This window comes from Thermococcus sp. 9N3, from assembly GCF_012027685.1.
Classification (GTDB): Archaea; Methanobacteriota_B; Thermococci; order Thermococcales; family Thermococcaceae; genus Thermococcus; species Thermococcus nautili.
The window spans coordinates 1-12,598 of the sequence record NZ_SNUV01000006.1 but is presented as its reverse complement, the minus strand read 5'-3'; the positions used below and the strand labels follow the sequence as shown (position 1 = coordinate 12,598).

Genomic DNA, 12,598 nt, shown 5'->3' with positions numbered 1-12,598 from the left:
CCTCAAAACGGCATCGTCAACGGCGTATTTATCGGGGTCGAGCTGACAGGCGGTTATGTTGGCGTATTCTCCACTGGCTATCGCCTTCGTATCGCCAACTATTATAGAGCCGTACTCAACGGAACCGCCTACATCGTACGCATAGGTTAGGTTGTAGGCTTTGATGTTCGGATATCCCTGCATGAGGTAGGGCTTGACGTTGCCGTAGGGAGCGTAGGCGTTGAGGAGATAAACGACTGAAGCAAGGGCGTTCTCCGGCGAAACATAGTAACAGCTTCCGAACTCCAAATGCAGTGAATTAAGACCACCATGGAGGGCATTTTCAATTGGATTGCCCTGATAATCCCGGGTAACCCTTGTGTATCCCCATCTGGCGAAGGCGCTTATAAATGTGTTATAAGTTGGGGCGTAGTAGAGTGTTTCCCAAGAATTCGTGGATGAATTCATGAGGATGGAAACCCGCTGCATACATGGTGAGTTTGGTCCTATAATATGGAGCCAGGGGAACTGAAACGTAGTGTAGAGAGGAGTTGCATATTCGGGAATGTCCCAGTACCAGTAGACATCACGATAGAATCCTGTATCATCGTACTCAGTTTTGTTGGAGTAGTTAGATATAATCCTGGTAATGTCCACAGAATACAGGCTCATTGCAGTAAAGGGTATGTAGTCTGCATAGACGTAAGAATTCCTGCCATCCAGGTGGAGCTCTCCAAGTCCATCCCACGTAACGTTCAGAAGTATCGTGAAGTAGGTTCCCGATAGGTCGGAGTAGTTGAAGCCCATTTGCTCCACTACTGATGCAAGGGTAGCGTTGTCCGCTACAAAGTAGCCGCCTTCGTTGATGAGGGTAAAGGACTCAGAGTCAATGCCGTAAACACGGATACTCGCCTTTACGAACTTTATGTGTTCGCCTGCAATCTTAATTGAAAGGTCTGTCAAATTTCCAGGAACGAAAACATACTTCTCTATGTGAATTGAATCGTTGGCCCTAACGTCGGCAAAATAGTAGTGGTGCGGATATCTAAAGGTCGAGGCCTGAGAGGTTGAGTAATTTATCACGATGTACTGTGCACCGTCCTCACCAGAAATCTGGTTGCTCTTGTAAACCACGGCGGTAAATTCGGAATCGGAGCCGCTGTCAACGGCGTTTTGCACCAATGTAACGAGTTCAGGACAAGAATCTGAAGTTAGCTTATCCCCATAGCCAACTAATCCACTACTGCTGGAGAGACAGTCATCAAGGGACTGGCCATTGAGGTAAACATCGTAGTAGGAGAAAGTATAAGCAGGCTCCACGTACCAAGCAACGTTGAGAATAGTGGTATTAGAGGGGAACTGACTGGTGGGGATTATGTACGTTATCTGAATCTGCTTTCCGCTGTGCTGGGTTGCGATATAGTCGCCCTGGTAAACGTAGCTCGTAACCTTGGCCTTCAGCTTGCTGAGGAATGCCCTTGCAACGTAGCCCCTGGGAGTCTGGTTGTAGGCGTAACCACTGAGTACAAGGGTCGCTGAGGACACGTCCTTAGCGAGGGAGTAGTTATAGGCCCCCTTGCTCATGAACGCGTTCGTCCAGTTGTTTATAAGGAGCTCGTAGTTGTAGCCCCTGAGAGTCGAGTTCAGAATGTAGCCGAGGATTACAGAGGCCTTCTTTCTGTAATCCTGGCCAGGATAAATTGGACTCACGGCCCAGTACGTGGCGGCTATCTCAAGAGGGCTCATATCCGGGGTGACCAGGGTCAGGTTAAGAACCGGGTCAGGTCCTGACTCCCAGTCCTGGATAACGCTAGCCGGGACGAGCTGACTTAGCGGAACCGTTCTAAGAAGTTTAAGCATTGCGTTCGCGTCTCCAAGCTCTCCCATACGCATCTTCGTTTTGTAAACAGACTGAACTTGGCTCTCGGCCGTTGTAATTGCGGTTATCATGATTAAGACAAGGAAGAGGGCAAGGACAGCGTCCAGGGTGAACACAAAGCCTCGCCTCATGGTTCATCCCACACCCAGAGTTTTACAAGCAGAGGCTCGTACATGGGGGTCATCAAAACACCGATGTCCCCTTCATCGGTTAGGGTAACAGGCCCAGTGAAGCCGTTGGAGTACAGGTACAGCATGACCGGCCTGCCAAATCCAGCCGGCCCGCTGAATATTACACCCCAGGGAATCGTTACAGAGGTGTTTGAGCCCCGATATGTTGCAACCACGCTGACGTTTCCGCCGCTCGACTCCCAAACTTCGGCATTGAGGGCGTCCTCTGGAGAGGTCTTCCAAAAGCCTATAGCCTTGAGTGTTCCTCCATCAACTGCCACAAGAAGAACGTAACCACTCTCAGCCGGGACATCCACGCGGAGCATGGCGTAGTCTGGAATATCATAGCGGAGGACACCTGCCAGGATTATTCCCGAAGCGTTGCCGACGATAGTAGTGGTTCTGTTGTACTGGAACATGCTGATAACGGTGTTCCTCTCCGAGTATGACACCCAACTCGCGTTTGCCCTGGCCTTCAGCACACTGGAAACGTTGGTTGGATTTACAAGAAAGGATGCGTTCATATAAGACACCCTATTCCATGCTTCGCTCGCACTGAGCTGTTGGGGATAGGTGTAGTTTCCAAGGAGGGATGAAACGGTAAGCGGCTGACCAGTACCTATGTTGAGACATTCTGGAGGGGCAGGGGGCACCCAATCGGGAGACAAAGGATAGCCATTGACTGTGAGAACGGTGGAGGGAAGGATAATGCCCGCAGGAGTTCCCGAGACCTTCTCCCATCCAGTGCTGGTCTTCTTGTACCAGACTCCCGTCTGGTTGGACGCGTACCAGACACCGTTCACGCGAACGTAAACGTTTCCGGGGCTGTACCCCGCAATGCCCACAGTTATTGTGGCAGAGGCACCGGCTATGTCAATCACATACGGGTTTGTAGTATCACCGTAGATTATCAAATCCTTTGCTATGTTGATTGTCCTCGAACCCTCTCCACGAACTATCAGGGCACCTAGGACATACGTATTACCCGCAACGTGAACAGTACCGGCACCTATTATCCTCCAGTCCCCACCTATCGCAAGGTAGGGGTACTCCTGATATGGAGGATAGTGACCAACGTCAACGGTAATGGAACCCCTGGTGTCAACACCCACCGAACCAACTATACAGAAGTCCGATGATGCCACCAGGTGAGCCGCACCCCTAACGTCCAGCGGGTCACAGGGAAGTATAGTGGGGTTATCAAAGGTAAGCTGAGCATTTCCCCTTATTGAACAGCTTCCGTTGTAAACCTCAAAACCCGGCGGAATACCTCCTCCCGCGTTCGGGTTCCATGTGAAGTTGGCCTCAAATGACCACTTGCCCAAATAGAAGTCGAGGAGGAACGGACGCCCAAGGCTGAGGTTGAGAAGGGCGTTTTCAACCCGGGAATCGTTGTTCTTGAGAAGGTCAAAGAAGGTAACAGCCTTGTTGTAGTCAACATACTGACCGGACGACGCCCTCAGTCCCGGAACCACGAGTGCAGAGACGTTCTCGTTCCAGTTAGGGGGGGTGCCCGCGCTCTGGAGGAGAACATCTAGCATCGTATCGGGAACGCTCGTCCTGTCATACCAGCCGAGGAGATTCGTTATCCCCGATTTGAGATTATCGGAGGTAGCACTAACCGCACCGAGCATGAATATCACTATAACAATCGCAAGGAGGGCATCAAAACTCAAGAGCTGACCTCGCCTCATCTCACCACCACCGTAATGTTAACCGGTTTCTCGCCGTAGTACAGGTTCTCGCCGACCAGCTTAAAGCCCGAGATACGCGAAAGCCTGAGCTTAAGGTAGAGCGTCACGTTGCCCTCAAAGGCGTTGGGAAAGGCTCCCCCTGGATACTCGAAGACGAGTGTTGCGTTAACGGAGGAGTTCGTCTCAACGGACAGGCCAACGAAGCGACACCCAAGGGGGGTGTAGTTCCACAGCTCAACGAGGTTGTTGAGGGGCGCGTGAAGGGAGTCGTTGACCACGACGCCGGTGTTGAGGTAAGAGCAAACGTCAGAACCGGCGGTTCTGAAGGCATCCGAGAGCGAGACAGCCTGATTCGAGTACACGACGGAGGGGAGAATGTAGACTATCCCGGTCAGGATTATCGCAGTTATGAACAGCAACTCGATTGCGGTCTGACCCCTACGTTTCGACGACGACTTCCACACCATCGGGCAACCTCCTAGACGACAGTTTAAACTCCCTCATGGTTTGGGTCAGCAGGACCGAGCTCGTCGTTCCAGGGGGCACTTGGAGCTTCTCCACCACAACGTACTCCCTACCACCGATTTGGGCGCGAATCTGCAGGTATCCATCGGCCCTCAGGGTTACGTTAATCCACTCCCCGGGCCCAAGCTCAACGGGAGACTCCTTCACAACGGTGATTCCAGGGGACGCGTAGAGCCTCGCGACAGTTCCTCTTATGTCTATGGCAAAGGCCTTCAGCTGGGCCGACGTGCCGAGGACCTCGGTCTCAGTCTTCTCGCTCAGGGCAACGTTCATCACGCTCAGCATGGTTATCGAGATTATGGCGACTGCAAAGAGCAGGTCAAGACTTATCTGACCCCTCATTTCAGGCACCCGGCTTGATGTTTATGTAGAGCGTTTTAGACGTGGCGTTGTACGCCATCGAAACCGGCAACTCAGGGTTCCATTCAACAACAATTCTCATCGTCCCGGGCACGTCTGCCGGGTTGAGCGGAACCATGAATTTTGATTGTGTCGTGGAATTGTACAGGAAGTAGGTCTGAACCCAGACACCTGTTCTGTCCGGGCCAGAGAGGGTCGGCTTAGAACCGCTCTCAGCGACGGCCACGGCTATTACAGAGTTCTCGGCTCCAATGGGAAAGAGCCTATCCCTAGTCCCTATGAAAAGCAACTGAACCTGAGGGGATGTCAGGTTAAATGCCTTGGAGAGGTACTCGGAGTTGCGGAGCAGGTTGAAGTGCGCGTAAACGGTAACCTTTGACCCCGGACCCTGGGCGTAAACCTGGTCAATTGCCCCGGCTATAACGTTCGCAACGCTCTTTTCCTCAAGGGCGATTTGAATCGCCAGGGTACCCGAGGAGGGAGAGCTTGAATCAAACCCCACGTTCTTGACTGAGTAGAGTAGCATAATCAGCATTATCGAGAACACAAGCATGAACTCAAGCGAAATTTGACCGCGCCTTCTAAGGACTAACCCCATCTCACTCCCTCCATAAGGTCATAGGATTGAACCATATTTAACGGTTACTCCCCAGATTTGTCTTCAACGACCGCAAATATGCCCGAAGGCGTTCTCTTTGTTTCTACGCCAAAATAACCCCCTGTGAACAGCTTAAACTTGTATTTCTCGGGGGTGAGCCCGTGTTTAGTGACGATTGCCCGGAGTTCGTCTATGAAGAACTGGGTGAGTTCGTAGTAGAGCAGGTCGAGCGAGCTCCTCACCCTGTCCCTTACGGCGACCGCCAGGGGGAGAATGGCAAGACCGAGCAGGATGAACGGTGTGCCCGTCAGAACCGTCGCAAGGCCGGTCAGCCCAACAACAGTCCCGAGAACCGCGTAGGAGAGCCTTTCAAGCCTCTTGAGCTTCTTCCCGAGTTTAACCTTCTCCTCCCAGATGTCGAGCAGGGCGGGGTTGTAGAAGTCGAAGGCCGTATGACGCTTTCCCTTGGCCATCCTCTCCCTTATCAGAGCGTCCCAGTCGTCGGTGTAGTATATGACCTCCCCACGAAGCTTTGCCCTCTCGGCGTCGAGGGAGGAGATAATCCGGATTATATCCTCGGCGCTTTCGTGGGCGATGTGCGAGTAAACGGACTTCTCATCGAGTTCGAGCGCGACCTCCACCGAGTCCTTGATGTTCTCCATCACTCCTCACCCTCGGGAACTGGGTAGATGTCGTCGAAGTCGGGCAAACCGCTGAGGAGCTCGCTCTTCTTTGTTTCCGCCTCTTTCTTGGCCTCCATGAAGGACCTCGCGTACTGCTTGGCGGTTTTGACGATTTCCTCGATGCTCCTGCTCTCGTAGATTCCGCTGAGGAGCGTGACGACCTCAACCTCCCTCTCGCGCGGGTCCGGATAAAAGCCCCTGAAAATCTGCTTGCCCCTGATTTTGCTCGTGAGGTAATCGAGGGCCTCGAAGATGTCTCCAGCCTTGAGAACCTCCGGCGGGCCGTGTACCGCGACGAGGCCGTAGAGGGCGGACTCGATGTTGGCGTCGAGGTAGAGACCCTCGCTCTCAAAGGACTTGATTATCAGCCTCGACAGGCTCTTCACCTTGCTCGCCTCGGCCTTCGCGTAGCCAACGGTGGCGAAGCTCCCAAAGGCCTTGAGGACGAACTTGAGGTCGCTCGCGTCGAGCGTCTGCTCGCCGGGGACATCCACGAGGGCCAGAAGAGAGGCTATCCTCTCGACTATGGTGTAGTTAATCCTCTCGTAGGCCCTGCTTATGTCGTCGTTGCCCTCCTTCAGCTTGTTGTTGTCTATCGCTATTATTGAGTCCGCAATCTTGGAGAGCTTGTCTATCGTTATGGCAGCGTTGATTGTGGGCCTTATGCCCTCTTCCCTGAGCGGGAGCGCGCCGATGGCAACGACGAGCGAGTCGGGGTACTCCTCCTTGAGGGCCTCAGCAAGGACGGGCGTTCCGCCGGCGCCGGTTCCACCGCCGAAGCCGAAGGTGAGGAAGAAGATGTCAACGTCCTCGTAGCCGACTATGGAGTTGATTTTGCGCATCACCAGCGGCAGGTCGCGCTTCATTGCCTCCCTGCCCAGTATGGGGTTAGCGTTGACGCCCTTACCGCCTGTGAGGCTCTCACCTATGAGTATCCTCCTGTCCTGTGGGACGTGCTTGAGGTACTCGAGGTCGCCGCGGGAGGTGTTCACCGCGAGGGTTTCGAAGTCAACTAGCGCGAACAGGTCGGCTATCTTCGTCCCGCACTGGCCGATTCCTATTATCAGGGCCCTCAAGGGCCTTCACCCCACGACCTTCTGGATGAACCTGTCGTTCTCGTACGTCAGCACCATTGCATCACCGTGAATGTAGCGTATGAAGCCCGTTGTGAAGAGCTCGACGGCCATCCACCTGCTCGACGGTGAGTAGAACACGAAGAGCACGTTTCCGCCCGGGGTGTAGCCCGGAACCAGCACTATCGAGGAATCCACCGGCGCGGTGTAGTTGGCCACCACTACGCTTCCATTCTCAACGCGGAAGCTGAGGTAGGGGTTGTATGCTGAGACGTTGTAGCTTCTATAGGGCGCCACGACTATGTAGTAACCCTCACCGATTTCAGTCGTGTTGGCAACCACAAAGGAGTTCCCGTAGAGCTCGATGAGAGAACCCACAACCTTTTCGGTCTCGTTCTTGGAGAGTCCGGATGTCACGAGTGTAAAGAGCTCCGAACCGAGGGCCAGCCTGACGTCATCAAGGGTGACCTTCGGAACGAACTTGTAGCGGGAAAGGTACATCACTGCAAAGGCCGTCTCGACGGACTTTCCGTTGATTTCGCCGCTCTGCTTGGCCCCGATGACAAAGTTGAGGGTGTCCCTGCTGAAGTTGTAGCCGAACTCAGCCAGAACGTCGGTGACGCGGACGGTCAGCTCAACGGTGGGTTTCTCCTGGATAACGCGGCCGCTCATCGGGTCGTAGTAGGGCTTCCAGTAGGCCCAGCCACCGTCAACGCGCTGGGAAACGAGCCAGTCTGCGTGGGGCTTGAGCTCGTCCTCGGGCACGATTCCCCGAAGGGCCTCGATTATTGAAACGGTCGTCATGACGTCGGGCCTCAGCATGTAGGAGAAGTAGGGCGTCGAAACGTAGATTCCCCATCCCCCGTTGGAGGTGCCCAGAACCCACTTAACTGCGCGCTGGATGAGGGAGTCGTTGGCGGGCACGCCAAGGTCAACGAGGGCCCTGACGGCGAGTGCAGTCTGGTAGGGCTGGGGACCGAGGTTGTTGCCCCAGAGGCCAATTCCGTAGGGAAGCTGGGAGGAGATTATGTCGTTGATTGCCTTCTCCTTTTCCTCCGCCGAGAGGGCGTGGAAGTGGAGCAGTGTCTCAAGGGCGTAGAAGTAAGCGGGGGAGAACCTGTGGGTGCTCACCATCCTCGCCCCATCGACGGTGAGAGCTTCCCTGGCCCACGAGAGAGCCTTCTCGACGGACTCGTTGGTCGGAACGCAGTATTTGAGAGCGAGGAGGGCGTAGTAAGTTGCCTTCTCGTTTGACGGGCCGGGTTTAACAAGGGGCCAGCCCCCGTCGTCGTTCTGGAGGGACTCAAGGGCGGAGCACGGGGCAACGTAGGGGTTCTGCTCAGCAGGAAGCTGAGGGGTGTACTGCTCGAGATATGCAACGGCCATGAGTGCGAATGCAGACGTCTTAACTACCTCGGGAGTCGTGAGGGGATACGTTGGCGACGAGAGCCAGTAGGCGTAGTCGCCGGAAACGTTGGCGAGTTCGAGCAGTTTGCTCACGAAGAAGGAGGTGGTGAAGTCCAGGGGCCTGACGAGCTCAAGGGCATAAGTGAGCATGGCCCTGTCGAGGGTCGTTATAGAGTCGCTCCTGAGGAGTTCCTCAACGTTGGAGACGATGTCGTCGGGCACAGGGTAGTTAACGGCGTGGAGGGCTATAACCTTGAGCGCAAGAGCCTGAGGAGCAGGGAGGGTCGAGGGGGCGGAGAGGAGGAAGCCGACTGCGTTCTTTATTGGGCTCTCAGTATAGTAGTAGCCGTACTCACCGAGGGCCCAGACGGCCATGACGGTCGGGTAGAAGGCGGGGGCACTGTCCGGGACGTAGCCCCAGCCATTACCGGACGATGACGTGAGAAGGTACGACACCGCACCTGAAACACCCTCGATGAGAGCGGAGCGGTGAACCGGAGAAACGTAAGGTTCTGCCTTAAGAAGGGCAATAAGGGCATAAGAAGTGTCAACCACGTTGCTTGTCTCGTTCGGAAGGTAACCCCACCCGCCGTCGGAGTTCTGAAGGGAGAGCAGTCTCATGGCGAGGGAGTCGATTTTATCGGCAGACGTGTTGCCAACGGCTTTCTGGGCACCGGACAGGGCCATGAGAACGAGGCTCATTTCTCGAACGCTCTGAACGTTGGAAGAGGTATCTTCGAGAAAGTTAACGCTCCAGCTGATTTGGCCAGCGTAAGCGCCGGGAATTACCAGGAGGAGAACCATTAAAACCGCCGCTATCCTGTTCATATACTCACACCCCAACCAAAAATGGTGGGGAAGATAAATAAAGTTTTCCACGTGGCGTGGAATCAATCAGAAATGAACCTTCCCGTCAATCCCCTTCCTCTGCCGTCCACGTCGTCGCGCATGATGAGAACGACCCTGCTCGGCTCGTACTCGTCCTCGATGTGGTAGCCGGGCAGGTGCTTCACGAGCTCCTCGGCGAAGGCCCTGATTTCCTCGTGCCTCGGCATGTTGTTGATTGTGAGCCTGTTCCGCGAGAAGCCGACGAACATGTAAGCTTTGGCCTCGACGAACATCGGGTTCGCTATCTTAATCAACTCGGCGTACTTTTCGGGGCTGTGCATGTTCTCGCCCTTGACAAGGGTGAGCCTTATCACCGTCCTCGTTTCCGCGTCGCGCATGAGCTTAAGCGTCTCCTTTATCTTCTCCCAGCCGTCGGGAATCATCGGGACGTTGACGCGGTTGTAGGTCTCGATGTCAGGAGCGGTCAGCGAGACGTAGAGCTGCGTTGGAAGCTTATCTTCTCTAATCATCTCCTCCAGCCTTTCAGGGACGGTTCCGTTGGTGACTATGAAGGTCGTAAAGCCCCTCTTGTGGAACTCCTCAACGAGGTCGCCCATGTATAGATAGAGCATCGGCTCGCCCGATAGGCTAATCGCCGCGTGCTTCGGGTTCCACGCTTCCTCGAACTTCTCTTTCGGAACCTTGGGGTTGCCCTTGTAGCCGACGAGAAGCTTCCTCTGGGCCTTTATGCTCTCCTCGACGATAAACGCCGGGTCGTCCCAGGGTTCTGGCAACTCGGTGCCGAGGAAGCCCTCCATCGGGCGCCAGCAGAAGATGCAGTTGTGGGTGCACCAGGCCAAGACGGGCGTCATCTGCAAACAGCGGTGGCTCGCTATGCCGTAGAACTTCTGCTTGTAGCAGAAGCGACCCTTGGTGAGGCTCTCCTTGAGCCAGTGGCAGAGCTTAACTCCGCTGTGCCTGCCAACGAGCTCGTAGTGCTGTTTTCTGAAGAGGAGCGCGATTTCCTCGGGCATGTTCGGGTTGGCCTTAACCACTATCGCCATTAGTCTCACCTAACCCAAACTCGGGAGAGGTTTTAAAAACCTGATTGGTCGCGACTGTGCATCGTCGAAAATTCCTTCGTCAATCTGCGAAAGGTTTAAAAGGTCAAGGCCGAGCCCACAACCATGATGCGCATAAAACCCGAACCCATGCTCAAGCCGAGGGAGATAGTTCTCTTCCCTGGCGAGGAGCCCGAGGAAGGGAGCGAGAGGCCCAAGGTGAAGCTCCTCCACGAGATAAGGCGCTACCGCCTGGCCTGAACAACCACGATGTCCTCAAAGAAGAGGTGCCTTTTGGCGACGACCTCAGCCCTAAGGCCGACTTCCCGGAAAAGATTCAGCGTTTCTTCAATCCCGGTTATCGAGCTCTGGACGAGGTAAACCCTGCCGTTCTCGGTCAGATAATCAGGCACCTCCCGGATGAACCGGTATATCACCTCCCTCCCGGTTTCCCCACCGACGAGGGCCAAATCTATCGGTTCCTCAGGCTCACCCGGCAGGTAGGGGGCGTTGAAGGTTATCACGTCAAACCTTCCCGAGACGTTCTCGAAGAGGTTGCTCAGGCGGAACTCGACGTTTCTGATTCCGTTCAGCAGGGCGTTCCTTCTGGCGAGTTCTACGGCCTTTGGGTTCACGTCAACGCCGAGGACGTATTTAGCCTTCCTCGCCATGAGGAGGGCTATAATTCCCGTCCCGGTTCCAACGTCGAGCGCCATCTCACCGGGCTTAACCTCAAGGGTCTCGGCGAGGAGAAACGTATCCTCCGCCGGCTCATAGACGTTCTCGTCGAGCAGGATTCTGAGACCGTAGTAATGTGGCATGGTGGCACATTACAAAGCGTGTTTATGGGGCTTTCGGCAGTTAACCAGGAGATATCTCGAAAATTTTTTGGCATACCTATCTAAAAACTTGGTGTTTATCAAAATGACAGGGGGAAGTGGGAACGGAAAGCACATGTGAAGAGACAGTCTATTTTTGTTGACAGTGCGACATATGTAATCTACAAAAGACTTAAGTAGACCAGATTTGATATGAGTGCGCTAAAACATGCAGGGGTGAACTAATATGGAGCGGAGGGTGGTAGTTGGCGGACTGCTCGTTCTGGCACTGGTTCTGTCCCTCTTTGCTGTGCCAACCGCTGCCAAGGGCAGCGACACGGTTAGGGTGGTTGCCCTTATAGACAGGGACGACTTCAGGGGAGACGCCGTCAGGGGCATTGGCGGTAAAATAGTCTACGAGTTCAAGCTGATTGATGCCGTCGTCATTGACATTCCTCCCAACACGGTTGGAAAGCTCGCCAAGCTTGAGGGAGTTAAGAAGGTCGAGTTCGACGCCCAGGCCCAGCTCTACAGGGGAGGGCCGAGGTGGCTCGTTCCAGAGCCCACACAGCCCGCCCAGGAGATTCCCTGGGGAATAGAGCGCGTTAAGGCTCCCGACACATGGAGTATAACCACCGGCGCCAGCAACGGCGTCATCGAGGTTGCCATACTAGACACCGGAATAGACTGGGACCACCCCGACCTCAAGGACAACATCGCCTGGGGCGTCAGCACCATAGGTGGAACCGTCAGCACCGACCCCGCTGACTGGTACGACGGCAACGGCCACGGAACCCACGTCGCCGGAACCATCGCGGCGCTTAACAACGACATCGGCGTCGTCGGAGTCGCCCCGAACGTTGAAATCTACGCCATAAAGGTTCTCGACGACAGGGGAAGTGGAGCGTACACCGACATAGCGATAGGAATCGAGCAGGCCCTTCTCGGTCCGGACGGAATACTTGACAAGGACGGGGACGGAATAATCGTTGGAGACCCGGATGATGACGCCGCCGAGGTCATAAGCATGTCCCTCGGAGGACCGAGCGACGATGAGTACCTCCACGACATGATAATCAAGGCCTACAACTACGGCGTCGTCATCGTCGCCGCGAGCGGTAACGAGGCCGCCGACCAGCCGAGCTACCCGGCCATCTATCCGGAGGTCATAGCGGTTGGAGCCACCGACTCGAGCGACGCCGTAGCTTACTTCAGCAACCTCCAGCCCGAAGTTAGCGCCCCGGGCGTTGACGTGCTCAGCACCTACCCGGACGACACCTATGAGAGCCTCAGCGGAACCTCAATGGCCACCCCGCACGTCAGCGGTGTCGTTGCGCTCATCCAGGCGGCCTACTACAACAAGTACGGCAAGGTTCTCCCGGTCGGAACCTTCGATGACATGAACACCAACACCGTCAGGGGAATCCTCCACGTTACCGCCGACGACCTCGGAGACCCCGGATGGGACATCTACTACGGCTACGGAATAGTCAGGGCCGACCTGGCAGTCCAGGCGGCTCTTG

At 55.1% G+C, this 12,598-nt stretch carries 12 protein-coding genes; 2 read left to right on the top strand and 10 right to left on the bottom strand.

The window, feature by feature from the left end:
* From E3E30_RS11145 to twy1, 9 genes are all read right to left on the bottom strand, one after another.
* Positions 1-1,974: hypothetical protein (locus E3E30_RS11145; protein WP_167729653.1), on the bottom strand; the 1,974-nt coding region annotated here is incomplete at its 3' end.
* Positions 1,975-1,985: 11 nt separating this feature from the next.
* A complete protein-coding gene (locus E3E30_RS11140; RefSeq protein WP_167729652.1) occupies positions 1,986-3,722 on the bottom strand; it encodes a hypothetical protein in 1,737 nt (578 codons plus the stop codon).
* Positions 3,719-4,189, bottom strand: a complete 471-nt coding sequence (locus tag E3E30_RS11135) for a hypothetical protein (protein WP_042691446.1) — start codon at positions 4,187-4,189, stop codon at positions 3,719-3,721. The genes E3E30_RS11140 and E3E30_RS11135 overlap by 4 nt, the downstream gene beginning before the upstream one ends.
* Positions 4,161-4,589 (bottom strand): hypothetical protein, encoded by a 429-nt coding sequence (locus E3E30_RS11130; protein WP_042691444.1) that lies wholly within the window; start codon positions 4,587-4,589, stop codon positions 4,161-4,163. Before E3E30_RS11130 ends, E3E30_RS11135 begins: the two co-directional genes overlap by 29 nt.
* Position 4,590: 1 nt before the next feature.
* A complete protein-coding gene (locus tag E3E30_RS11125) occupies positions 4,591-5,205 on the bottom strand; it encodes a class III signal peptide-containing protein (RefSeq protein ID WP_167729651.1) in 615 nt (204 codons plus the stop codon).
* Positions 5,206-5,249: 44 nt separating this feature from the next.
* Complete coding sequence (locus E3E30_RS11120; protein WP_167729650.1) at positions 5,250-5,870, bottom strand: hypothetical protein; 621 nt, start codon at positions 5,868-5,870, stop codon at positions 5,250-5,252.
* Positions 5,867-6,964: a cell division protein FtsZ gene (locus E3E30_RS11115; RefSeq protein ID WP_042691436.1), complete on the bottom strand. Its 1,098-nt coding sequence runs from the start codon at positions 6,962-6,964 to the stop codon at positions 5,867-5,869. Before E3E30_RS11115 ends, E3E30_RS11120 begins: the two co-directional genes overlap by 4 nt.
* A 6-nt stretch (positions 6,965-6,970) precedes the next feature.
* Entirely contained in the window at positions 6,971-9,196 is a 2,226-nt protein-coding gene (locus E3E30_RS11110) for a prenyltransferase/squalene oxidase repeat-containing protein (protein WP_167729649.1), read from the bottom strand.
* Positions 9,197-9,258: 62 nt separating this feature from the next.
* Positions 9,259-10,260, bottom strand: a complete 1,002-nt coding sequence (gene twy1, locus E3E30_RS11105) for a 4-demethylwyosine synthase TYW1 (protein ID WP_167729654.1) — start codon at positions 10,258-10,260, stop codon at positions 9,259-9,261.
* A 123-nt stretch (positions 10,261-10,383) separates the two neighbouring features.
* Between twy1 and E3E30_RS11430 the strand changes: the two genes are divergently transcribed.
* Positions 10,384-10,518, top strand: a complete 135-nt coding sequence (locus E3E30_RS11430; RefSeq protein ID WP_277342789.1) for a hypothetical protein — start codon at positions 10,384-10,386, stop codon at positions 10,516-10,518.
* Here E3E30_RS11430 and E3E30_RS11100 read toward each other — a convergent pair.
* Positions 10,503-11,078: a HemK2/MTQ2 family protein methyltransferase gene (locus E3E30_RS11100; RefSeq protein ID WP_167729648.1), complete on the bottom strand. Its 576-nt coding sequence runs from the start codon at positions 11,076-11,078 to the stop codon at positions 10,503-10,505. The genes E3E30_RS11430 and E3E30_RS11100 overlap by 16 nt on opposite strands.
* Positions 11,079-11,322: 244 nt before the next feature.
* On the opposite strand from E3E30_RS11100, the gene E3E30_RS11095 reads away from it, so the two are divergent.
* Positions 11,323-12,598: S8 family peptidase (locus tag E3E30_RS11095; RefSeq protein ID WP_167729647.1), on the top strand; the 1,276-nt coding region annotated here is incomplete at its 3' end.